We start from the raw sequence: 22115 nt of genomic DNA, 5'->3' as shown, positions 1-22115 counted from the left end.
CCCGACAGGCTTCAGGAATCCGCTCCCATGTCCGACCTCCCGCTCACCGGGGAAGTCTCCAACAGCAAGCTGGCGGCGGTGTTCGACAGTCGCCAGGCCGCGCAGGACGCCGCGATGGCGCTGTGTCGCGAGCTCGGCATCGCCCAGGCCCAGGTCAAGCTGGTCGGTCCGGACGCGGCCGATGTCGACATCAAGCTCGAGCCCGAAGGCGGCGGCATCTGGCGCACGATCCTGACCGCGCATTTCTGGCTGGGACTGTGGGGCGGGCTGCTCGGCCTGCTGGCGTTCGCCCTGCTGTACTGGGGCGGAGTGCCGTTCATCGTGCAGTCGCCGCTGGCCGCGGTGCTGGCGCTGCTGTTCTTCGGCACCACCGCCGGACTGCTGCTGGGCGGACTGGTGTCGTTGCGCCCGGACCACGACCGCTACATCCACGCGACCCGCGAGGCGATGGAGCAGGGCCGCGACACGGTACTGGTGCACGCCCTGGACGAGGCGCAGTGCGAGCGTGCCGCGCGATTCCTGTCCGAACGCGGCGCGGACGTGACCCGGACCCTGTAGGCCGCGGCACGCGCCCGGCTACCATGGGCCGCCCCCTGTCCGGACATCCGATGTCGTCGTCGCGACGCGACCCCTATCCCGACGCCCTGCGCGCAGGCGCGCTGCTGGTGGTGGTGTTCGGGCACTGGATGGCCACGCTGCCGCGGCTGGTGGACGGCCGCCTGGTCGACACCGACCACCTGCTGGCGGCCTGGGACGCGGCGGGGATGCTGACCTGGCTGGTGCAGGTGGTGCCGCTGTTCGTATTCGTCTCGGCGGCGGTCAGCACGGCGGGCGTGGAGCGTCGGCTGGCCGCAGGACGCCAACGCCACTGGTGGGCGGCGCGCGCGCTTTCGCTGGCGCGACCCACGGTGAGCTACCTGGTGGTGCTGGTGGCCCTGGCGCTGGTCGCGCTGCTGTCGGACGGCCGGCTGCTGGGCGTGTTCGGCCAGTCATTGACCATCCACCTGTGGTTCCTGCTGATGCTGCTCACGGTGCAGGCGCTGCTGCCGTGGTGCCTGCGCATGGACACGCGCATGGGCGTGGCGGCGATCGCGCTGCTGGTGCTGGCGGCAGGCGTGCTGGACCTGGCCCGCGCCGACGCGGGTTCGCTGCAGGCGCTGCGCGAACTCGGCGCGCGGGTGGCGGAGCGGCAGCCCGGCATCGCCTGGCTGAACATGCTGGTGGTGTGGCTGGTCCCGCAGCAGCTGGGCATCGCCTGGGCACGCGGGCGCTTCCGCGGGCCCGCCGCGGGCGCCGGCTTCGTGCTGCTCGGCGCGGCCTGGCTGCTGCTGGCGATGGGCAGCGGCTATCCGGTGGCGATGGTGGGCGTGGCGCTGGCCGGCAACAACATGCTGCCGCCGACGCTGGCGCTGTTGGGCGTGGTGTGGCTGCAGGTCGGCGTGGTGCTGCTGTGCGAACCGCTGGCCCGGCGACTGTTGGCGGGACACGCGCCCGCGCGCGCGATCACGGTGCTGGGGGCGCTCGGCATGCCCCTGTACCTGTGGCACAAGCTCGCCGAGCTGCCGGCGGCCTGGCTGGGCGAGCGGCTGGGCCTGCCGATCGATGCCGGCCTGCCGGGCGAGCCCGGGTTCTGGCTGGGGCGTGCGTGCTGGATCGGGCTATGCCTGCTGATGGTGGCGCCCGTGATTGCGGCGGTGCTGCGCTTCGAACTGGCCCGGGCACGCGACGTGCCTCCGGTGGACAACCTTGGGCGAATCCTCCTGGGTGGCCTTGCGCTCTATGCCGGACTGGCGGCGGCGCTGGTTTGGGGTGCATGGCCGGGCGCGGCGATCGGACTGCCCCTGCTGTTGCTGGCGTCCTGGCAGCTGCGCCGTCGCGGGGATGCACCACGGGACGACGAGGGCAGGGCGGATGCGCGGTAAACGACCGGCGTGGCGCGTCCTGGCCGCCTGCGCGCTGCTTGCGGTGGCCGGCTGCGCTTCGCTGCCCGAACCGCCTGCGCCGATACGCGTGATGACCCTCAACGTGCGCCTGCCGCTGGACAGCGATGGCCCCGACCGGTGGGCGCTGCGCCGCGACGCGATGGCGCGGCTGATCGACGACACCGCCCCCGATCTCCTGGGCACCCAGGAACTGATGCGCAGCCAGGCCGACGAGCTGGCCGCGCGACTGCCGCAGTACGCCTGGTTCGGCGTTGGCCGGGGCGGTGGCGACGCGGACGAACACATGGGCGTGTTCTACCGCCGCGACGCCTGGCGGCTGCTCGATTCCGGGCACTTCTGGCTGTCGGACACGCCGCAGGTGCCGGGCAGCATCAGCTGGGGCCATCCCTATCCGCGCATGGCCAGCTGGGGCCTGTTCGAGCGAAGCGCCGATGGCGTGCGCCTGTACCTGCTCAACACCCACCTGCCGTACCGCCCGGACGACGTCGAAGCGCGCCTGCGCGGCGCGGCGCTGATCCTCGAATGGCTCGGCGCGCGGCAGGACGTGCCCGTCATCGTGACTGGCGATTTCAACGACGTACCGGGTGGCGAGGTCCACCGGCGGCTGACCGCGGTCCTGGACGATGCCTGGGAGCAGGCGCCGCGGCGCGAGGGACCTGAAGGCACCTTCCACGGATTCACCGGCACGCCGGACCGGCGCATCGACTGGGTGTTCGCGCGAGGGCTGCAGGCGCGCAGCGTGCGCACCGTCGATGCACCCGTCGAAGGACGCCACGTCTCCGACCATTTCCCGGTCCTGGTGGAGTTCGCCGCGCCGCGGCCCTGACGCAGGCCGCATCGCCGTCCCCCGGCGTGCGCATTCCGGGGATGCGCGGACGAACCGCCGGCTGCGGCCGCGTGCATGCCGGGCACTGGTCTGCGGCACTGCGCCGTCGCAGGCGGAAACGCTCCGGCTCGCCGCGGCAGCGGCCGTGGCGGCCCGCGGCTGGTCCCGGGCTGAATCCGCCGTTCACTTCGGAGCCCCGGGCGCGCCACGTGGCGGGCCAGGCGTTTGCGCCGCACAGCCCGCGCCGCTATGGTGGTCGGCGTCCGCTCCGCCGTGATTGCACCGGCATGTACTCGCGGACACCTCCCTTCATCCCCTCACGTCCAAGGAGACACTCCATGGAGATCGCTGCCGCGCGCGTTGCCAGCATCCATTACACCCTGACCGGCGACGACGGCCGGATCATCGACCAGTCGTCCGATTCCCGTCCGCTGACCTATTTCCACGGCGCCGGCAACATCATCCCGGGCCTGGAGAAGGCGCTGGCCGGCAAGCAGGCCGGCGACACCCTGCAGGTCGACGTGCCGCCCGAAGAGGCCTACGGCGTCCGCAACGAAGGCATGGTGCAGGTGCTGCCGCGCGAAGCCTTCCAGGGCGTGGAGAAGGTCGAGCCGGGCATGCAGTTCCAGGCCAGCAGCGAGCGCGGCCCGCTGCTGGTGACCGTGGTCGAAGTGGACGGCGACAAGGTCCGCATCGACGGCAACCACCCGCTGGCCGGGCAGACCCTGCACTTCGACGTGCGGGTGCTGGAGGTGCGCGATTCGACCGAGGCCGAGAAGCAGACCGGGCGCGTCGCCCAGGATTGAGCCACGACCTCCGCCCGCGCGAAGGTGGGCGCGCCCACCGCGTTCGCGTGTCTCCGGCGCGGGCCGATCGGGCATGGTTGCGGCCGAGACCATGCCCTTTGGCCCGGGCCACGCACGGGCGCCGCCGCTATCCTCGACGCAGAGGCGGCGCAGGTTGCAAGACCGCCTTGTCTTGTCAATCAATAGCTTGGAGATCGATCTTGAAGAAGAACATCCTGTCGGCGGCAACGCTGCTGGCCTTGGCCCTGTCGGCGTCGGCAGCGGCCAGCGAGGGCCACGGCTGTGTTGACGAGGCCTGCACCGTGCAGGCGCTGGTGCCGGTCGAGGCCGGTGGCGGCGCGGGCCAGGGCGCCATCGAGGCGAAGCGTTACGGCAGCTGGGGCTTCGACGTCGAGGGCATGGACCGCGATATCGCGCCGGGCACGGATTTCTTCGCCTACGCCAGCGGCAACTGGGCGCGCACCACCGAGATTCCGTCCGACCAGTCGAGCTACGGCAACTTCCGCGTGCTGCGCGACCTGTCCGAGGCGCGCGTGCGCAAGCTGCTCGACGGCTACCCGAAGGCCGATCCGGCCACCGGCGGCGATGCGGCCAAGATCGCCACGCTCTACCAGGACTTCCTGGACGAGGCGGCGATCGAGGCGCGCGGCGACGCACCGCTGCGGCCGCTGCTGGCCCAGCTGCGCGAGGCTGCCGACAAGGACGCGCTGGTGCGCGCCAGCGTCGCGCGCGGCTTCGGCGGCGGCCTGTTCCGGCTGATGGTCTCCGACGACCAGCGCGATCCGGATCGCTACACCCTTTACCTGTCGCAGTCGGGCCTGGGCCTGGGCGACCGCGAGATGTACCTGCGCGAGAACTTCGCGCCGCAGCGCGAGCGCTACCTGGCCTACGTGGCCGAGCTGCTCGCGCTGGCCGGCTGGGACGATCCGGAAGGCAACGCGAAGAAGGTGCTCGACTTCGAGACCCGCATCGCGGAGGCGCACTGGACGCGCGCGCAGAGCCGCGACCGCGACAAGACCTACAACCCGCTCGCGCTGCCGGAATTCGACGCAAAGGCGCCGGGCTTCCCGTGGGCGAGCTTCTTCGAGGCGTCTGGCGTGGGCCATGCCGAGCGCGCGGTGGTGCGCCAGGACAGCGCGATCCCGCAGATGGCCAAGGTCTTCGCCGACACCGACCTGGACACGCTCAAGGCCTGGCAGGCGGCCGACCTGGTCGATTCGATGGCCCCGCTGCTGCCGGCGCGTTTCGTCAAGGCCCACTACGAGTTCCGCGAGAAGTTCATGTCCGGCCAGCCGCAGCCGCGCGAGCGCTGGAAGCGGGCGGTGTCCTTCGTCGAAGGCGTGATGGGCGAGGCCATCGGCCGCGACTACGTGGCGCTGTACTTCCCGCCGGACGCCAAGGCCAAGATGGACGACCTGGTGGCCAACGTGAAGCTGGCGATGGGCGCCCGCCTCGACGCGCTGGAGTGGATGTCGCCGGCGACCAAGGCCGAGGCCCGCGCCAAGCTGGCCGGTTTCGGGCTGAAGATCGGCCACCCGGACAAGTGGCGCGATTACAGCGCGCTGGAAGTGCGTGAGGGCGACGTGTTCGGCAACGCGCTGCGCGCGCAGCGTTTCGAGTGGGACTACCGCCGCGCCCGCCTCGGCAAGCAGGTCGACAAGGACGAGTGGGGCATGACCCCGCAGACGGTCAACGCCTACTACAACTCGGTGAAGAACGAGATCGTGTTCCCGGCCGGCATCCTGCAGCCGCCGTTCTTCGATCCCGATGCCGACCCGGCGGTCAACTACGGCGCCATCGGCGGCGTGATCGGCCACGAGATCATCCACGGCTTCGACGACCAGGGCCGAAAGTCCGACGGCGCCGGCGTGCTGCGCGACTGGTGGACGTCCGAGGACGCGGCCAAGTTCGAGGCCCAGGCGGCGAAGCTGGGCGCGCAGTACGAGGCCTACGAGTTCCCGCAGCTGCCGGGCATGCACATCAACGGCAAGGTGGCGATGGGCGAGAACATCGGCGATCTCGGCGGGCTGACCATCGCGCTGGAGGCCTACCGCCGCTCGCTCGACGGCAAGCCGGCGCCGGTGATCGACGGCTTCACCGGCGAGCAGCGCCTGTTCCTGGGCTGGGCGCAGGTGTGGCGCACGCTGTGGCGTGACGATGCGCTGCGCCAGCAGCTGGTCAACGGCACCCATTCGCCCGGGCACATCCGCGCGTTCGCGCCGCTGCGCAACATCGATGCCTGGTACGAGGCATTCGGCGTCAAGCAGGGCGATCCGCTGTGGATCGCGCCCGAGGATCGCGTCCGCATCTGGTGACGCACGAGGAGGGGCAGCGCAGGCTGCCCCTCCTGCCTTGCGGCGGCGGCCACGCCCGTCGGGGCATGGCCGCACGCCCGCTAGCGGTGGTCGCCGCGTAGCACCCGGATGCGGTTGTCCACGTCGCGCACGCCGCTGCAGCGGCCAGCCAGGTCTTCGGCGCGATGCTTCATCCAGCGTTCGCCGACCGTGCCGGCAAGGGTCACGACGCCCTGATCCACCTGCACTTCGATATCGCTGGCGTCGATGTCGTCGTCGTCCGTCAGCCGTTCGCACAGGTCCTCGACGATGCGCTGGTCGGGGCGCCGGTAGTTCTTCGGTCCTCGGCCACGAAAACCCGTTGCCGGTTGCGCGGAAGTGCCGCCCCTGCCTCCGTCGCCATCGCCGCCGTCCGGGCCGTACCAGCCGCGCGGGTTGTCGCCGAAGGCACCGCCGCTGCGCGCAGCGTGCTGCGGCCGGGAGCCGGTGCCGCGCCCCAGGTAACCACCGCCGGCGAAGTCGCCCGCCTGTGCCGGACGCGCGCCGTGTCCGCTTTCGCCCTGGTACTGGCCGCCCGACCGCATGTCCTGGTCCGCGCCACCGCCGAACCGGGTTGCGCCATCGTGGCCGCCGCCGGCCCAGCGGGCGCCATCGCCGCGATCGCGCCCGGCGCGCCCGCGCGGTGCTCCGCGATCGCTGCTGTCGGCGACGCGCTTGCCGCGCACGCCGCGGGGTGCGTCGGCATCCAGGCCGCCGTGGTCGCGCGTGGCCTCGCCATGGCCGCCCTGGCGATAGGCACCGCGGTCGTATCCGCCTTCGCCGTGGCCGTAGCGGTCGGCGAGTTCGCGGGTGTAGTCGTCGCCGCGCGCTTCGGCGCCGCTGTCCTCGAGCCATGAGGATTCCCGCCTGCGCGCGCGTTCACGTGGGTCACGGTCAGCCATCGTTCGCTCCAGTCGTGGGGGTAGGGCGATGCTGCCTGCCCGCGCGTGGGTGCCGCGCATGGGCCGCGTCGAAATTCCGTTCGCGACGCGCGAGCGGCGCGTCGTCGCCACGACCGGCCGCTTCCCTCGCCAAGGCCCATGTCCTATCGTGCAGCTCCCGTCACCCTTGGAGCCACGATGATCCAGCGCATCGACGCCGGCCCGCGCATGTCCGAAGCCAGCATCCACAACGGCGTGGTCTACCTCGCCGGGCAGGTCCCGGAAACCGACGGCGCGGACATCGAGACCCAGACGCGCGAGGTGCTGGAGGCCATCGACGCGCTGCTGGCGCAGGCCGGCAGCGACAAGACCCGGATCCTGCGCGCGCAGATCTACCTGGCCGACATCGCCGATTTCGACGGCATGAACCGCGCCTGGGATGCCTGGGTCGCGGCGGGGCAGGCGCCCTCGCGCGCCACCGTCGAGGCCCGGCTCGCCCGGCCGGAATGGAAGGTCGAGATCGTGGTGACCGCGGCGGTCTGAGCCGCCCGCGCCGCGGCGCTTTGCCGGGCGTGGCGGCAGCGGGGCGACCCCCGACTTCCGCCATGGGCGGGGGCTTCGGCGGCGGTGGTAGAACGGCGGGCACATCCCTGGGGAACCCGCCATGCAGACGACCCGCCGCAACCTGTTCAAGCTCGGCGCGCTCGCCGCCGCGTCCACCGCGCTGCCGTCGCTGGCCATGGCCGCGGGCGAGGCCACGGTGGAGCGCGCCGCAAAACCGCTGCGCATCCTGATCCTGGGCGGCACCGGTTTCACCGGACCGTTCCAGGTGCGGTATGCGCTGGCGCGCGGGCACAAGGTCACGCTGTTCAATCGCGGACGCAGCCCGTCGCCGGAGTGGGACGACGAGGTCGAGCAGCTGCACGGCGATCGCAATACCGGGGACCTCAAGGCGCTCGAAGGGCGCGAGTGGGACGTGTGCATCGACAATCCCACGTCATTGCCGTTCTGGGTGCGCGATGCCGGCCGCGTGCTGAAGGGGCGCGTCGGCCACTACCTGTTCGTGTCGACGATCTCGGTCTATGCGGACGGTTCCAGGCCGGGCATCACCGAAGACGCGCCGCTGGCGCCATACGGCGGCCGCGATGCCATGGCCGAAACGCGTGAGACCCTGATCGCCGACATGGGCAACCTCTACGGTCCGCTGAAGGCACTCAGCGAGGCGGAGGCGCGCAAGCAGTTCGGCGCGAACACCACCATCGTGCGCCCCGGCTACATCGTCGGTCCGCGCGACCAGACCGACCGCTTCACCTACTGGCCGCACCGTATCGCGCAGGGTGGGGACATCCTCGTGCCGGGCGACGGCACCGACCCGGTGCAGATCATCGACGGCCGCGACCTGGGCGAATGGATGATCCGCCTGGCCGAAAACGGCACCACCGGCACTTTCAACGCCTGCGGGCCGGACTACACGCTCACCACGGACGCGATGGTCCACGGCTGCCATGCGGTGACCGGGGGGCCGGCGAGTTTCACCCACGTGCCGGCCGATTTCCTCGAATCGCAGGAGGTGGGCTTCCCCATCTGGGTGTCGCGCCGGCACCCGCAGTTCGGTGGCTATGGCGCGGTGAGCAACGCCCGCGCAATCGAAGCCGGGCTGACCTTCCGCCCGCTCGCCACCACCGTCGCGGATCTGCTGGAGTGGTTCCGCTCGCTGCCGCCCGAGCGCCAGGCCAGGCTGGAAGCGGGGCCGAGCCGCGAGCAGGAGGCGCGGATCCTGCAGGCCTGGAAGGCCAGGGCCGGCGGCTGAGCGGACCGGCGTGCCACAAAAAGGACTGCCGCCCTGGCGGCGGCAGTCCCAAGAAGATCCATCGGCCCTCGAATCAGGGCAGCACGCGTTCGCAGCGTTTTTCGACCACGCGCTCGCCCTTGCGCTCCTGCACGTCGCCCTGGATATTCCGTCCCAGCGCGCCGCCCGCCACCGCGCCGCCCACGGTCGCCAGGTCACGGCCGCGACCGCTGCCGACCTGGCTGCCGAGCAGGCCGCCCACCACCGCGCCGACGGCGGTACCCGCGATCCGGTTCGGATCGCCCTGCGCGCGATGCGTCTCGACCTCTTCGCAAACCACACGGGTGCCGTCGCTGAAGCGGAGACCTTCATCCTCGGGACCGTAGATCTGCGCCTGCGCCAGCGGCGCTGCGGCCAGGGCAAGGGTCGCGACCGCGATGCCGTGAATCCGTTTCATCTCAACCTCCGTCTGTTCTCGGTAGGGCGATGCTCGCGATCCAGGCGAAAAACCACGGTGAAACCGGGGGCTTTCGCCGATCGCGATTCAGTCGGCGGACATGCCCTCACGCACGCTGCACAGGCCGCACGCAGGATGCGGAACGATGAAGCCAAGCGCACCACGCCGCCCGCTGTCGGGCCTGCTGTTCCTGCTGCTCGTTGCGTTCGCGGGCTGGGCGCTGTGGTCGGGCGCGCTGCGGCTGCCGGACGCGTGGAATCCCTGGGCACCCCTGCGGCTCGACGATGCGCCCAATGCACTCACCCGCTACAAGTTCCAGCGCGCGTCGGCCGACCGGCGACTCTGCCGGGAAGCGCTCGCGCAGGCCGGCATGGACGCCGTGGCGCTCGACGATCGCGAGACCGGCCCGGGCTGTGGCTTCGACAATGCGTTCCGGATCGCGCGCACCAGCGTGGCCGTCGGCGAGGCGTTTGCGCTCAGCTGCCGTGCCGCGCTGTCGCTGGCGATGTGGGAACGCCATGCGCTGCAGCAGGCCGCGCTGCACCACCTGGGCAGCCCGGTGGCGCGGATCGAGCACTTCGGTTCCTACAACTGCCGCAACCTCTATGGGCGCGAGGGCGGCAGGCGCAGCCAGCACGCCAGCGCGGATGCGCTGGACATCGCCGGTTTCGTGCTCGAAGACGGCCGCCGTATCCGGGTGCTGGGCGACTGGGCCAGCGACGGGACGGGAGAGGGCGCCGACCTGCCGGCCGAGGCCGCCTTCCTGCGCGAACTGCGCGACGGCGCCTGCGACTGGTTCGATGTCGTGCTCGGCCCCGATTACAACGCCGCGCATGCCGACCACTTCCACCTCGACCGCGGCCGCGCGCGCATCTGCCGCTAGTGGGCCGGCGTCAGTCCTCGATCGGCCCCAGCGGGAAGTACGACCGGTAGGGCCGCGCTTCCTCGACCACGCGCGCGAACGATGGCCGCGCCAGCAGGCGCGCACGATAGGCCAGCAGGCGAGGATAGCGGTCCGGGATCGGATGCGTGAAGTGGGCGTAGAACAGGAACGGCGCCGCGCCGCAGTCGGCCAGGCTGAAGCAATCCGCCGCCGCCCAGGTGCGTCCCTCCATGTGCGCGTCGAGCCAGGCATAGGCCGTGTCCAGCATCGCCCTGGCCTCGGATACGCCCCGCGGGTCGCGCTCGCCGGGCGGGCGCAGCGCGTCGAACACGCACGTCTGCTGCGGCGTGGAGACGTAGTTGTCGAAGAAGCGGTCCAGCATCCGCACCTCGAGCGCGGCGTCGGCGCCGGCGGGGAGCAGCGGCCGGCGACCTGGATGGTGGAGCCGCAGGTGCTCGATGATGATGCTGGCCTCGATCACCGTGCGGCCCTCGTAGACCAGCACCGGGAAGCGCTTCATCGGCCACAGCGCGGCCAGTTCGTCCATGTACGGCGCCTGCTCGAGATGCCGCAGTTCGAAACCGGTGTCGTTTTCGTACAGCGCCACCAGCACCTTCTGGCAGTAGGAGGAGAACGGATGGGCGTACAGGATCGGCGGCATGCTCGGGACTCCGGACGGTTTGCGATGCGACGAGCCGGCGCGCGTGGAATCGACGCCGGACACGCATGACACACCGCCCGGGTGGCCGTCAGCCCGGCGGGGTGAGCCTGAGCAGGCGTCCGCCGGCGCCGTCCTCCAGCAGCCACAGGGCGCCGTCCGGCCCCTGTTCGACCTCGCGGATGCGGCGGCCCATCGGGTAGCGCCGGTACTCGGCCGCCGCGGTGCCGTTGAAGCGCACCCGCACCAGCGCCTGCGAGGCGAGCCCGCCGATGAAGGCATCGCCGCGGAAGGTGGGGAACAGGTTCCCCGAGTAGATGACCATGCCGGCCGGCGCGATCACCGGCGTCCACCAGGTCTTGGGCGCTTCCAGGTCGGGTCGCGTGCCGTGGTCGGGGATCGGCGCGCCGCCGTAGTGGTTGCCGTTGGACACCAGCGGCCAGCCGTAGTTGCGCCCGCGCAGGATCAGGTTGAGCTCGTCGCCGCCTTCGGGGCCCATCTCGTGCGCCCACAGGCGGCCCTCGGCGTCGAAGGCGATGCCCAGGGGATTGCGGTGGCCCCGCGTCCAGACCTGCGCCGCCACGCCGCCCTGGTTCGCGAAGGGATTGTCGGCAGGAACGCTGCCGTCGGCGTTGAGGCGGAGGATCTTGCCGAGATTGCCGGACATGTCCTGGGCCGGATCGAACTTCTGGCGGTCGCCGGAGGTGATCCAGAGCTTGCCGCCGGCGTCGAAGGCGAGGCGGTGGCTGAAGTGTCCCTGGCCGCCCACCTTGGGCACCTGCTCCCAGATCCGCTCGACCATGTCGAGGTGGCCGCCGCCGGCGCTGTCGGGCGTCAGCCGCGCGCGGACCACCACCGCACCGTACAGCGATCCGCTGCGCTCGACGTGGCTCAGGTAGATGCGCCGGTTGCTGGCGTACTGCGGATGCAGGATCACGTCGCCCAGGCCGCCCTGGCCGCCATAGGCGACGGCCGGCACGCCGCTGACCGTGCCGACCCGGCCGGTCGCCGGATCGACGATGCGCAGCGACCCGGCCTTCTGCGTCACCAGCAGGCGCCCGTCGGGCAGGAAGGTCATCGCCCAGGGCTCGTCCAGGGTGGCCACCGGCGTGCTGCGGAAAGGCGGATCGGGTTCGACGATGCGCCGTCGCGGGCCGTTGCCGCCGGTCGCGCGCTCGGCAGCCGCAGGTGCGACAGCGGCGGGTGCGGGCACCTGTGGCGCGGCGCGTTCCGGGGAACGCCTGGACACCACCACTGGAGACGCAAGCTGCTGCCGCGCCCGCGTCTCGGCGGCGGTCCGCTCTTCCCGCTGCGAGGACGTCTCGACGACGACCTCGTCGCAGCCCGCGAGGGCCAGCGCGAGGAAAAGGCAGGCGGACCAGGTCAGGCGCATGCGCATGCTCCCTGCAGGACGGGTGCGCACGGTCTCCGGTGCGCCACGCGCTTCCAGTAGCGCGCGTGGCGTTAGCTCGCCGTGATCGGCCAAGGCGGCCGAAGGCCGCAGGCGGCGCTCAGCGGTCGATCCCGAGCTCGCGGTAGAACGCCAGCACCACCGGATCGGCGCGCACGTCGCGCATCGAGATCGGCCGCGCCAGGGTGATGCCTTCCAGGGTCCGCGCGCGCGACAGCGCCACGTAGGTCTGGCCCTCGGCGAAGGCGCCGCCGTCGCCGAGGTTGAGGGTCATCGCGTCCAGGCTCAGGCCCTGCGACTTGTGGATGGTCATCGCCCAGCCCAGCGCCAGCGGGAACTGCTCGAAGCTGCCCACCACCTCGGCTTCGACCCGCCGGGTCTGGTAATCGTAGACGTACTTGTACTTGTGCCAGGTCTCGCGGCCCACCAGCAGCACGTTGTCGGTCTCGTCCTTGCGCACGCGCACGTGGTCGTCTTCCAGCCCCACCACGGTGGCCAGGTCGCCGTTGATCCAGTCGGGCTTGCGGTTCTTGAGGAAGATCACCTTGGCGCCAAGCTTCAGCTCCAGGCGGTCGGGCACCGGCAGCTTCCACTTGTTGGCGGCCACCGTGCCGCCCACGCGCGCTTCGTACAGCCGGGTGTCGCCCGGCAGCTGGTCGAGCTCGCGCATGTTGATGCTGCGCGCGCTCTGGTTGGTCGGGACCAGGTAGGTGCCGGCCGGCGCATCCGCCGCGCGGTCGCGGTAGCAGGTGCGGTTGAACAGCGCGACCGCCTCGCGGCAGTCCTCGCCCAGGCGGATGCGGTTGAGCGCCTCGATGAAGTCTTCGTCGGCCTGGCGCCGCACCTTGGCCAGTACCACCGGCACGATCGGCTGCTCGCGGAAGATGTCGGCCGAGAAGAAATAGCGCGTGCGGTAGCGATGCGAGAAGTACACGACCTCCTCGGGCGTGCCCACCACCGGCGGCAGCTGCAGCAGGTCGCCGACGAAGATCACCGGCACGCCGCCGAAAGGGCGCTCGTCGTCGCGGGCGCTGCGCAGGATGTTGCTCATGGTGTCGACCATGTTCGGCAGCACCATCGACACCTCGTCCACGATCAGGCACTTCACGTTTTCCAGCACCAGCCGCACCTTGCTGCTGAGCGGATGCTTCTCCTCCGGGTCGATCAGCCGCGGCGGAAGGCCGAAGAAGGAGTGGATCGTGTCGCCCTGGACCGCCGCGGCCGCGACCGCAGTCGGCGCCACCACCGCGCAGGAATCGAGCCGGCTGCGCAGCCAGTGGATCAGCGTCGACTTGCCGGTGCCGGCCTTGCCGGTCACGAACAGGGCCGGGCAGCCGGACTGGATCGCCTCGAGGATGAACTCGTACTCGGGCAGCACCTCCACGCCGGCCAGTTGGTCGGGCGTGGAGGTATAGCGCCTGGCCTGGCGCTGGCCCTGCTCGGGCACGATCCGGTCCTCGACGCGGGACAGGTCGCGCGCCAGCCATTTCAGGGTGTCGCGAATGCTCATGGAGAGATGATGCGCCGCACCGGCAGGACCCGCCAGCGACGCGGCCGGGATGCGCGTGAATGCGCCCGCGGCCTGTTCACACGTATCCGTCGCGAAACGTGTAGCGTTCAGGTCAGGGGACGCAGGGATGGGCGTCGCACCGGGACCTCAGCGCAGCTGGAGCTGCCATGCCGTTCTCGCTGTTCGAATGCAGGGATGGAACCTTCGTCGTCGTCCCCCGCGGACTCGCGCCGCCGCTGGCTGCCTACCAGGCGCATGGCGAATCGATCCACCTCAGCGACCTGTGCCGCCACCTCTACGACTCCAGCGTGTGGGACGACGTCTCGCGCGAGGTCGAGCGCCAGCTCTATGCCGTCGTGCATCCGGACGTGGCGTTCCGCCTGTTCGACCTGCCGGCGGGCGCGGCAGGCACGAGACCGGGCGATACGGCGCAGGAGATCGTCGAAGGCCAGGGCGCCGCGCCATCCGGCAGCACGCGCGGACGCAGGGCCGAACCGCACCGCATGGGCCGCGCGACGTCGCCGAGGACCGAGGCGGGCCAGCGCCGCCACCTGCGCGCCGTCCGCCCGGCGCCCACGGGGTCGCAGTAGCGGACGGACATTGTCCCTGGTGCCGGAAGTGGGACTCGAACCCACACGCTTTTAAGGGCGGCGGATTTTGAGTCCGCTGCGTCTACCGATTCCGCCATTCCGGCGCGGGCGCGCAGTATAGCGGGCCGGCCGGTCAGAACGGCAGGCCGCCGTGGCGGGCCATGCCGGCGGCGCAGACCAGGATCACGGCGATCAGCGCGAATTCCAGGCGCACGATCGTGCGCAACCTGCCGACCTGGGCAGGATCCGGCGACCAGGCCGCGTTGGCGCGCAGCTGCCGGCGCCACTGCAGGAAGGCGAGGGTGGGCCAGAGCGACAGCGCGGCGGTCAGCACGAAGGCGCCGACCTTGGCGTGGAACCAGGGATTGTGCAGGTAGAAATCGCTGCCCTTGACCCCGTGGAACAGGCGCGCGCCGCCGGCGAACAGCAGCAGCACCGCGGTCAGGCCATAGCCCCGGTCCAGGCCCGCCAGGCGCCGCATCGCGGCCGCGTCGATCGGGCGCGACAGCAGCCCGGACTGGAGCGCGAGCATCGCGACCAGACCGAAGGCGAGCAGGTGGTGGAGGCTGGCGAGCAGGAAGTCGGTCAGCATGGACGTGCCTCGGCGGGGGAGGGCCGAAGCCTAGCGCAACCGGCTCAGGCGGCGCGATCGATCACCAGGGTCGCCGGCACGCGCCGGTACCATTCGCCATCCTCGGGTTCGAAGCGGCAGCAGTGGTCCATGCGGCCTTCGTAGATGTGCACCGATACCGCCACTGCGTCCTCGCTGGCGTTGCGGATCGTGTGGTACTCGTGCGGCGGGATCAGGCTGCCGGCACTGCCGGGGCCAGCCCGCATGCCGCCGGCGGCGCGGAAGCGGCAGCGCTCGCCGTCGCTCTCCAGCAGTTCGTACTGGGTGATCTCCAGTTCGCCGTGCCACACGCCCTCCACGCACCACAGGCCGCAGTGGTCGTGCACCGGCGTGCCCTGGCCGGGGCCCCAGGTCATCGCGATCACGCTGTAGCCCAGGTCCGGACTGCGGTAGATCTCGCGCCGGGCGTAATGGTCCTCGAGCCGGTCGTGCACGCAGGCCGGCAGGCGCACGGACGGATCGCGGATCAGCTCGCACAGCACGCCGCGCAACGATGCGGTGACCGCGTGGCCGTCGCCGCTGCGGACCGCCGCGTCGACGGCGGCGATGAAGCGCTCGCGCCCTTCGAAGGGCAGGCCGGTCTCGGCGTCAGGGCTCATGGACCCATTCTAGACCGTACCGCTTGAAACAATCCAAGCCGGTCCGGCCGCGCGGGGTTCAGAGCGCGTCGAGGAAGCCGCGGATCGCCGGGCCGAAGCGGTCGAAGTCCACCAGGAAGGCGTCGTGGCCCTGCGGCGATTCCAGCCCGAGGAACTGTGCGTCGGCGCCGCCCAGGGCCAGGCCCTCGGCGATCTCCTCCTGCTGCTCGACCGGGAACAGGATGTCGGTGCGCGCGCCGATCGCCAGCGCCCGCTCCACCCGCAGGCCCGCCAGCGCGGCGAGGACATCGCCACCGTTGCCCTCCGACAGGTCGAACCAGTCCATCGAACGGCTCAGGTATAGATAGCTGTTGGGGTCGTAGCGGCGCACGAAGCGCCGCGCGTGGCCTTCCAGGTAGCTCTCGACCTGGAACTCGAGGCCGAAGGGATCCTCGTCGAGCTGGTCGGAGTCCAGGCGCACGCGGCCGAAGCGGCCGTCCCATTCCAGCGCCGAACGATAGGTGATCACGCCGAGCTTGCGCGCGATGCGCATGCCCGACTCGGGATACGTGGCCTCGTCGTATCCGCCGTTGTTCCAGTTGGGATCCAGCCGGATCGCTTCCCGCTGCAGCGAGCGCACGGCGATCGAGAACGGCAGGGCGCGGGCGCTGCCCGAGACGTTGACATGGCTGCGGGCAAGCCCCGGATGGCGCTGCAGCAGGGCCAGCGCGGTCATGCCGCCCATCGAATTGCCGATCACGCAGGCCAGGCGTTCGATGCCCAGCGCCCGCACCACGTGCGCGGCGGCGTCGGCGATGTCCTCGATCGAGACGTCGGGGAAGTCGAGCCGGTAGGCGCAGCCGGTTGCCGCATTGAGCGAGGCCGGACCGGTCGAACCCTTGCAGCTGCCCAGCGAGTTCACGCAGACCACGAACCAGCGGCCGGTGTCGATCGCCTTGCCGGGCCCGAGCATGGCCTCCCACCAGCCGGGCGTCGGGTCGGCCGCGCAGGACGCGGCATGCGCGTCCGGCGAGAGGCCGGTGACGATCAGGATGGCGTTGCTGCGCGCCGCGTCGAGTTCGCCCCAGGTCTCGTAGGCGACGCGCGCGCCGTGCAGCGTGCCGCCGCGCTTCATGGCGAACGGCGAGGGCAGGTCGATCCAGCGGGTGGCGGGCGGGATGAATTCGGTCATCGCGCGATTCTAGCGGCATCGACCGGGCCGCCAGGCGGCATCCCGGCAAGGCTCGCCCTGGTGCGCGCCGCGCCTGCTCGCGGCACGCGGCGTCCTTGCCTCAGGGCGCCTGCGCGCCGATCACCAGGTCCACCGGCCCGTCCGCGGGCAGCGCAAGCCGCACCGGCGCCGATTCGAGGTCGCCTTCGGAGCGGTTGGCGCTGCCGGTGGCGGAAATGCGCGCCAGCACCTCGACCTCGCGCAGACTCGACAGCTTCGCCGTCGGCATCGGGCTGTCGCCGTCGTCGAGCACCACCTCCAGCGGCAGCGACTGCAGCGCATGGCGTTCGACCGCCACCGGCATCGGCGGCCCGCCCGCCGCGCGCGCGATCACGAACACGGTGGCATCGCCGCGCAGGCGCACGCGCGCGGCGAATTCCGGGTCCAGCGAGACGCGCACGCGCAGCCCGGCGCCCGGCGCGGCGCCATCGTCGGCCGACACGGACGCGACCTCGGCAGGCGCCAGCGGCGGCATGCCCGCGGCCTCGCGGGCCTGGTCGATCTGGGTGCGCAACGCGGCGGCGGTGTCCGCATCGAGCGCCGGCAGCAGCGTCTCCCAGGTTTCCACGGCCGCGCGGTCATCGCCGCGCTGGCGCTGGACCACGCCGATGAACCACAGGGCGCGCTGGTTGCCCGGGTCGAGCGCGAGCGCCCGCCGCAGCTGCGCCAGCGCCTCGTCGTCGAACTGGTTGCCCGGCGCGGCCTGCGCGCGTGCCTGCGCGGTCTCGATGAGAAGTTCCGGATCGTCGGGAATCTGCTCCAGCGCCCGCATGAAGGCATCGCGGGACTTGGCCCGCTCGCCCTGCGCCGCGTAGGCGCGCGCCAGCAGGCGCCAGCCCTCGGGTTGGGCCGGATCGCGCCGCAGCGCGGCCTCCAGCTCGGCGATGGCTTCCTCCATCGTCGGCGCATCCGCCTGCGCGCTCGCCGCCGCCAGGGCGGGATCGAGCGCGGCAGGGGTGCCGACGATGCGGTACAGCGCGAAGGCCAGCACCGGCACCACCAGCACGACGGCCGCGAACAGCTTCGGCGTCGCGCGGCGCAGCGGCGCGGCGACCACGGCGGCGGTGGCCAGCGCGGCCACGGCCAGCACGACGTACAGTATCGGCACGCTCACCACTCCTGTTCCTCGTCCGCCGGCAGCGGCCGGCTGCTGCGCGCCCGCACGATGCGCGCCACGACCACCACGCCGACCAGCAGCACAAGCCCCGGCGCCAGCCACAGCAGCGCGGTATGCCCGCCGAAGCGCGGGCGGTACAGCACGAACTCGCCATAGCGCTCGACCAGGAAGCTGCGGATCTCCTCGTCGCTGCGGCCGCTGCGCATCAGGTCGAAGACCTCGCGGCGCAGGTCGTGCGCGATCTGGGCATTGGAATCGGCCAGCGACTGGTTCTGGCACATCACGCAGCGCAGTTCCGCCACCAGCCCGTTGAAGCGCCGCGCCTCGTCGGCATCGCGGAATTCCAGCGGCGTGGCATCGCGCACCGCCTGCGCCGCGACGCCCGCCGGCACCAGCAGCAGGGCGGCGAGGAGCAGGGCGCCGCCGCAACGCAGCCAGGCGCTCATCGTGGCACCCCCAGTTCGTCGAGCAGCGGCACCAGGCTGTCGGCGATCACCCCGTCGTCAACCGGCCCGACGTGCTTCCAGCGCACGATGCCCTGGGCATCGACCAGGAACGTCTCGGGCGCGCCGTAGATGCCCCAGTCGATCGCCTTGCGGCCCTCGTAGTCCACCAGCACCAGCCAGTAGGGGTTGCCGAACTGCTCGAGCCAGCGCATCGCGTCGGCGTGCTCGTCCTTCCAGTTGTAGCCGACCACGCGCACGCGCTTGGTCTCGGCGAAGCGCGTGATCACCGGATGCTCGACCCGGCAGCCCGGGCACCAGCTGCCCCAGACGTTGAGCAGGTAGGGCTGGCCGCGCAGTTCTTCCGACGAGAACAGGCGACCGGGCTGGTGCAGCACCGGAAGCTCGAAGGCGGGTGCCGGCTTGCCGATCAGCGGCGAGGGCAGGGCCTCGCGGTCGGCGCGGTCGGAGACCAGCACGCCGTACAGCAGCAGGCCGACCAGGCCGACGAAGACCACGCCGATGACCACGGCGGGCACGGCACGGGAACGCGCCATCAGTGTTCTCCTCCGCGCGCGGGCACCGCGCCCGCCGCGCCATCGCGATCGTCGCCGCGCACCGCCGATGCGGCATCGCGCTCGCGACCGACCCGGCGGAAGCGCCGGTCGAGCGCGGTGACGAAACCGCCCAGCGCCATCAGGAACGCGCCTGCCCAGATCCATCGCACCAGCGGCTTGATCTGCACCCGTACCGCCCAGGCGCCGTTGCCCAGCGGTTCGCCCAGCGCCGCGAACACGTCGGCCATGATCCCGGCGTGGATGCCGGCATCGGTCATCACCTGGCCGCCCGAGGCATAGGCGCGCTTTTCCGGATGCAGCAGCGCCAGCGGCCGCTCGTCGCGGAAGACCTGGACCGTGCCGCGGTCGGCCATGTAGTTCGGGCCGGGCACGCGTTCCACCCCGTCGAAACGGAAGGCGTAGCGGCCGATCTCCACCGTCTGCCCGGGGGACAGCGCCACCTCGCGCTGCACCAGCTGCGCCTCGACCAGCAGCGCGCCGGCCACGAACACGGCGATGCCGGCGTGCCCGAGCACCATGCCCAGCATTTCAGGCGTGAACGTGCGCCCGGCCGCGCGCACCCGGCTCCAGACGAAGCGCAGCGTGCCCAGCGCCACCCAGGCCGCGGCGAACACGCCCGCGGCGGTCTTCAGCGGGCCCTGCGGCGCGATGAACCACCCGGCCACGCCCGCCGCCAGCGCGAGGCCCAGCCAGGGCAGCAGCATCGCCACCGGCCTGGACGCCTGCTCCTGCTGCCAGCGCGTCAGCGGGCCGAACGGGACCAGCAGCACCAGCGGCGCCATCAGCACCAGGAACAGCGTGCCGAAGTAGGGCGGCCCCACCGACACCTTGCCCAGGTCCAGCGCATCGGCCAGCAGCGGGTAGAGCGTGCCCAGCAGCACCATCGCGCAGGCGGCGGTGAGCAGGAGGTTGTTGACCAGCAGCAGGGTCTCGCGCGATGACGCGGCGAACGGCCGGCCGTCGGGCAGGCGCGGCGCGCGCAGCACGTACAGCAGCAGCGCGCCGCCGATCACCGCCGCCAGGAAGGCGAGGATGAACAGCCCGCGCGACGGATCGGCCGCGAACGAGTGCACGCTGGTCAGCACGCCCGAGCGCACCAGGAACGCGCCCAGCAGCGACAGCGAGAACGTGGCGATCGCCAGCAGCAGGGTCCAGCCGCCGAAGCTGCCGCGCTTCTCGGTGACCGCCTGGGAATGGATCAGTGCCGCTCCGGCCAGCCAGGGCATGAAGCTGGCGTTCTCCACCGGGTCCCAGAACCACCAGCCGCCCCAGCCCAGTTCGTAGTAGGCCCACCACGAGCCCAGCGCGATGCCGATGGTGAGAAAGCCCCAGGCCACGTTGGTCCACGGCCGGGTCCAGCGCTGCCAGCGCGCATCCACCTTGCCCTCGAGCAGGGCGGCGATGGCGAAGGCGAACGGCACCACGAAGCCGATGTAGCCGATGTAGAGCATCGGGGGATGGATGATCATCCCCGGGTCCTGCAGCAGCGGGTTGAGGTCGTGGCCCTCGGCCGCCGCCGGCAGCAGGCGCTCGAACGGGTTGGAGGTGAACACCATGAACGACAGGAAGCCGATCGCGACCAGTCCGATCACGCCCAGCACCCGCGCCGCCACCACCTCGGGCAGCGCCCGCGACCACAGCGCCACCGCCGCGTTCCACACGCCCAGCATCAGCACCCACAGCAGCAACGAGCCCTCGTGCGAACCCCAGACCGCGGTGTAGCGGTACACCATCGGCAGCAGCGAATTGGAGTTGTTGGCCACGTACAGGACCGAGAAGTCCTGGCGCACGAACGCTGCCGTCAGCACCGCGTACGCGAACCCGAGCAGCAGCAGCTGCGCGTACGCCGCGGGTCGCCCCACCGCCATCCAGGCCGGCCGCCCGCCGGCGGCGCCCACCAGCGGGAATACTGCCTGCAGCAGCGCCGCAAGCAGGGCGAGGAGGAGGGCGATCTGGCCGAGTTCGGGAAGCACTTAGTCGGATACCTTGCTGGGGGCGGCGCGGAACGGCGGCGCGGCGGGAGCGGTGACGCGCGGCGGACGCGGGGTCACGGCGCCGGCTTCGCCGGAGCGACGTCGACGTCGTGCTTGCTGTGCGCCAGGCCCATCTTGTCGGCGACTTCCTTGGGCACGTAGGTCTCGTCGTGCTTGGCCAGCACGTCCTCGGCCACGAAGCGGCCGTCCTGCATGCGCCCGGTGGCCACCACCGCCTGGCCCTCGCGGAACAGGTCGGGCAGGATCCTGTCGTAGACCACGTCCAGCTGCGCGTCGCCGTCGGTGACGCGGAAGTGGCTCTGCAACGAGCCTTCCTCGCGGCGGAACGAACCGTCCTCGACCATGCCGCCGAGGCGGAAGCGCGCCTGGCCCGAGGCCACCGCCTCGCCGGCGGTGCCCGACAGCACCTCATGGGGCGTGTACAGGTAGGCGATGTTGCGCTGGAGGGCAAGCGCGATCAGGACCGCGGCGAGGCTGGCGGCGGCCAGCAGCGCGACCACGAACCAGATGCGGCGGCGGCGGACGGGGTTCATCGTTTGAGCTCCTGCGCATCGGGCTGCGCGCGGGCGGCGTCGCGGCGCGCCAGCAGGCGGACGGCGCGCAACACCTGGGCGATGCGGATGCGCGGGGCCACGAAGTCCCACAGCAGCACCGCGATAAACACGGCATAGGCCGCAATGACGTAACCGGCGTAGCTCATCGCGCCGCTCCCGCCACGCGCCGCACCCAGTCCTTGCCGGCCTCGCGCTGCAGGTTGTCGGCGCGGGCGCGCGCCAGCAGCGAGCCGATCGCCCAGAGCTTGGTGCCGACCACCATCCACAGCAGCGGCGGCAGCATGCTGGCGTCCATCGAGGACTCGCCGAACACTCGGATGGTCTGGCCCTGGTGCAGCGAGTTCCACCACACCACCGAGTAGCGGATGATCGGCAGCATCACCACGCCGACGATGGCCAGCAGCGAGGCGGCGCGCGCGGCGGCGCGGCGGTCCTCGATCGCCGCGTACAGGCCGATCACGCCGAAATACAGGAACAGCAGCACCAGCTGCGAGGTCAGGCGCGGATCCCAGTCCCACCAGGTGCCCCACATCGGCTTGCCCCAGATGCTGCCGGTGGCCAGGGTGATGGCGGTGAAGCCGGCGCCGATCGGCGCGCAGGCCATGGCCAGGATCTCGCACAGCTTGATCCGCCAGACCAGGGCGATGGCGCCGTACACGGCCATCAGCGCGAACATCGCCATGCTCATCCACGCGGCGGGCACGTGGATGTAGAGGATGCGGAAGCTGTCGCCCTGCTGGTAGTCGGCCGGCACCACGAACAGCCCCAGGTACATGCCCACGGCCATGGTCGCCAGGCCCAGGCCGAAACCCCAGGGGGCCCAGCGCGCGGCGAAGCGGTCGAAGTAGGGGGGCGACCCGAGCTGGTGGAACCAGCGCACCACCGGGTTCATCTTGGACATC

General features: G+C 71.6%; 24 protein-coding genes and 1 tRNA gene. 9 read left to right on the top strand and 16 right to left on the bottom strand.

Features of this window, described 5'->3' with window-relative positions:
* Positions 1 to 27 precede the first annotated feature (27 nt).
* The 5 genes from ACFQ2D_RS02220 (at position 28) to ACFQ2D_RS02200 (ending at position 5890) form a co-directional block, all read left to right on the top strand.
* On the top strand, positions 28 to 558 hold the full coding sequence (locus ACFQ2D_RS02220) for a hypothetical protein (protein ID WP_280941963.1): 531 nt from the start codon (positions 28 to 30) through the stop codon (positions 556 to 558).
* A 50-nt stretch (positions 559 to 608) separates the two neighbouring features.
* Entirely contained in the window at positions 609 to 1922 is a 1314-nt protein-coding gene (locus tag ACFQ2D_RS02215; protein WP_280941962.1) for an acyltransferase family protein, read from the top strand.
* Complete coding sequence (locus ACFQ2D_RS02210) at positions 1912 to 2769, top strand: endonuclease/exonuclease/phosphatase family protein (RefSeq protein WP_280941961.1); 858 nt, start codon at positions 1912 to 1914, stop codon at positions 2767 to 2769. Before ACFQ2D_RS02215 ends, ACFQ2D_RS02210 begins: the two co-directional genes overlap by 11 nt.
* 338 nt (positions 2770 to 3107) lie before the next feature.
* Positions 3108 to 3575 (top strand): FKBP-type peptidyl-prolyl cis-trans isomerase, encoded by a 468-nt coding sequence (locus tag ACFQ2D_RS02205; protein ID WP_280941959.1) that lies wholly within the window; start codon positions 3108 to 3110, stop codon positions 3573 to 3575.
* A 200-nt stretch (positions 3576 to 3775) separates the two neighbouring features.
* Positions 3776 to 5890 carry a M13 family metallopeptidase gene (locus ACFQ2D_RS02200; protein WP_280941958.1) on the top strand — a complete coding sequence of 705 codons (2115 nt, stop codon included), beginning with the start codon at positions 3776 to 3778 and terminating at the stop codon, positions 5888 to 5890.
* 80 nt (positions 5891 to 5970) lie between these two features.
* Here the strand turns inward: ACFQ2D_RS02200 and ACFQ2D_RS02195 are convergent, their stop codons facing one another.
* Positions 5971 to 6810: a BON domain-containing protein gene (locus ACFQ2D_RS02195; protein ID WP_280941957.1), complete on the bottom strand. Its 840-nt coding sequence runs from the start codon at positions 6808 to 6810 to the stop codon at positions 5971 to 5973.
* 177 nt (positions 6811 to 6987) lie between these two features.
* On the opposite strand from ACFQ2D_RS02195, the gene ACFQ2D_RS02190 reads away from it, so the two are divergent.
* Entirely contained in the window at positions 6988 to 7332 is a 345-nt protein-coding gene (locus tag ACFQ2D_RS02190) for a RidA family protein (RefSeq protein ID WP_280941956.1), read from the top strand.
* 121 nt (positions 7333 to 7453) lie between these two features.
* The gene (locus ACFQ2D_RS02185; protein ID WP_280941955.1) at positions 7454 to 8599 is read left to right on the top strand and encodes an NAD-dependent epimerase/dehydratase family protein; all 1146 of its coding nucleotides are present in this window, start codon (positions 7454 to 7456) and stop codon (positions 8597 to 8599) included.
* A gap of 73 nt (positions 8600 to 8672) precedes the next feature.
* Here ACFQ2D_RS02185 and ACFQ2D_RS02180 read toward each other — a convergent pair whose 3' ends face one another.
* The gene (locus tag ACFQ2D_RS02180; RefSeq protein WP_280941954.1) at positions 8673 to 9035 is read right to left on the bottom strand and encodes a glycine zipper 2TM domain-containing protein; all 363 of its coding nucleotides are present in this window, start codon (positions 9033 to 9035) and stop codon (positions 8673 to 8675) included.
* A 145-nt stretch (positions 9036 to 9180) separates the two neighbouring features.
* Between ACFQ2D_RS02180 and ACFQ2D_RS02175 the strand changes: the two genes are divergently transcribed.
* The gene (locus tag ACFQ2D_RS02175; protein WP_280941953.1) at positions 9181 to 9918 is read left to right on the top strand and encodes an extensin-like domain-containing protein; all 738 of its coding nucleotides are present in this window, start codon (positions 9181 to 9183) and stop codon (positions 9916 to 9918) included.
* A 10-nt stretch (positions 9919 to 9928) separates the two neighbouring features.
* Here ACFQ2D_RS02175 and ACFQ2D_RS02170 read toward each other — a convergent pair whose 3' ends face one another.
* From ACFQ2D_RS02170 to ACFQ2D_RS02160, 3 genes are all read right to left on the bottom strand, one after another.
* Positions 9929 to 10579: a glutathione S-transferase family protein gene (locus tag ACFQ2D_RS02170; protein WP_280941952.1), complete on the bottom strand. Its 651-nt coding sequence runs from the start codon at positions 10577 to 10579 to the stop codon at positions 9929 to 9931.
* Between the two features lie 88 nt (positions 10580 to 10667).
* A complete protein-coding gene (locus ACFQ2D_RS02165; RefSeq protein ID WP_386795549.1) occupies positions 10668 to 11825 on the bottom strand; it encodes a PQQ-dependent sugar dehydrogenase in 1158 nt (385 codons plus the stop codon).
* A gap of 262 nt (positions 11826 to 12087) precedes the next feature.
* Complete coding sequence (locus ACFQ2D_RS02160) at positions 12088 to 13497, bottom strand: ATP-dependent DNA helicase (protein ID WP_280941950.1); 1410 nt, start codon at positions 13495 to 13497, stop codon at positions 12088 to 12090.
* Between the two features lie 167 nt (positions 13498 to 13664).
* Between ACFQ2D_RS02160 and ACFQ2D_RS02155 the strand changes: the two genes are divergently transcribed.
* The gene (locus tag ACFQ2D_RS02155; protein ID WP_280941949.1) at positions 13665 to 14087 is read left to right on the top strand and encodes a hypothetical protein; all 423 of its coding nucleotides are present in this window, start codon (positions 13665 to 13667) and stop codon (positions 14085 to 14087) included.
* 17 nt (positions 14088 to 14104) lie between these two features.
* Here ACFQ2D_RS02155 and ACFQ2D_RS02150 read toward each other — a convergent pair.
* The 11 genes from ACFQ2D_RS02150 to ccmC all read right to left on the bottom strand — a co-directional run bounded on the left by ACFQ2D_RS02150 (position 14105) and on the right by ccmC (position 22105).
* Positions 14105 to 14191 (bottom strand) — tRNA-Leu (locus ACFQ2D_RS02150).
* A 29-nt stretch (positions 14192 to 14220) separates the two neighbouring features.
* Positions 14221 to 14679, bottom strand: coding sequence for a DUF2214 family protein (locus tag ACFQ2D_RS02145; RefSeq protein WP_280941948.1), 459 nt, complete (start codon positions 14677 to 14679; stop codon positions 14221 to 14223).
* 44 nt (positions 14680 to 14723) lie between these two features.
* Complete coding sequence (locus ACFQ2D_RS02140) at positions 14724 to 15317, bottom strand: cysteine dioxygenase family protein (RefSeq protein WP_280941947.1); 594 nt, start codon at positions 15315 to 15317, stop codon at positions 14724 to 14726.
* A 58-nt stretch (positions 15318 to 15375) separates the two neighbouring features.
* Positions 15376 to 16488: a homoserine O-acetyltransferase MetX gene (gene metX / locus ACFQ2D_RS02135; protein ID WP_280941946.1), complete on the bottom strand. Its 1113-nt coding sequence runs from the start codon at positions 16486 to 16488 to the stop codon at positions 15376 to 15378.
* Positions 16489 to 16588: 100 nt separating this feature from the next.
* Positions 16589 to 17644: a tetratricopeptide repeat protein gene (locus tag ACFQ2D_RS02130; RefSeq protein WP_425603622.1), complete on the bottom strand. Its 1056-nt coding sequence runs from the start codon at positions 17642 to 17644 to the stop codon at positions 16589 to 16591.
* Complete coding sequence (locus tag ACFQ2D_RS02125; protein ID WP_280941944.1) at positions 17638 to 18090, bottom strand: cytochrome c-type biogenesis protein; 453 nt, start codon at positions 18088 to 18090, stop codon at positions 17638 to 17640. Before ACFQ2D_RS02125 ends, ACFQ2D_RS02130 begins: the two co-directional genes overlap by 7 nt.
* Entirely contained in the window at positions 18087 to 18644 is a 558-nt protein-coding gene (locus ACFQ2D_RS02120; protein WP_280941943.1) for a DsbE family thiol:disulfide interchange protein, read from the bottom strand. The genes ACFQ2D_RS02125 and ACFQ2D_RS02120 overlap by 4 nt, the downstream gene beginning before the upstream one ends.
* Complete coding sequence (locus tag ACFQ2D_RS02115) at positions 18644 to 20638, bottom strand: heme lyase CcmF/NrfE family subunit (protein WP_280941942.1); 1995 nt, start codon at positions 20636 to 20638, stop codon at positions 18644 to 18646. The genes ACFQ2D_RS02120 and ACFQ2D_RS02115 overlap by 1 nt, the downstream gene beginning before the upstream one ends.
* A gap of 74 nt (positions 20639 to 20712) precedes the next feature.
* Positions 20713 to 21192 (bottom strand): cytochrome c maturation protein CcmE, encoded by a 480-nt coding sequence (gene ccmE, locus ACFQ2D_RS02110; protein WP_280941941.1) that lies wholly within the window; start codon positions 21190 to 21192, stop codon positions 20713 to 20715.
* Positions 21189 to 21359 (bottom strand): heme exporter protein CcmD, encoded by a 171-nt coding sequence (ccmD, locus tag ACFQ2D_RS02105; protein WP_280941940.1) that lies wholly within the window; start codon positions 21357 to 21359, stop codon positions 21189 to 21191. The genes ccmE and ccmD overlap by 4 nt, the downstream gene beginning before the upstream one ends.
* On the bottom strand, positions 21356 to 22105 hold the full coding sequence (gene ccmC, locus ACFQ2D_RS02100) for a heme ABC transporter permease CcmC (protein ID WP_280942059.1): 750 nt from the start codon (positions 22103 to 22105) through the stop codon (positions 21356 to 21358). Before ccmC ends, ccmD begins: the two co-directional genes overlap by 4 nt.
* Positions 22106 to 22115: the final 10 nt, after the last annotated feature.

The sequence above is a fragment of the Luteimonas composti genome (assembly GCF_042678665.1).
GTDB classification, from domain to species: Bacteria; Pseudomonadota; Gammaproteobacteria; order Xanthomonadales; family Xanthomonadaceae; genus Luteimonas; species Luteimonas composti.
This window is presented reverse-complemented; position numbering and strand designations above follow the sequence as displayed.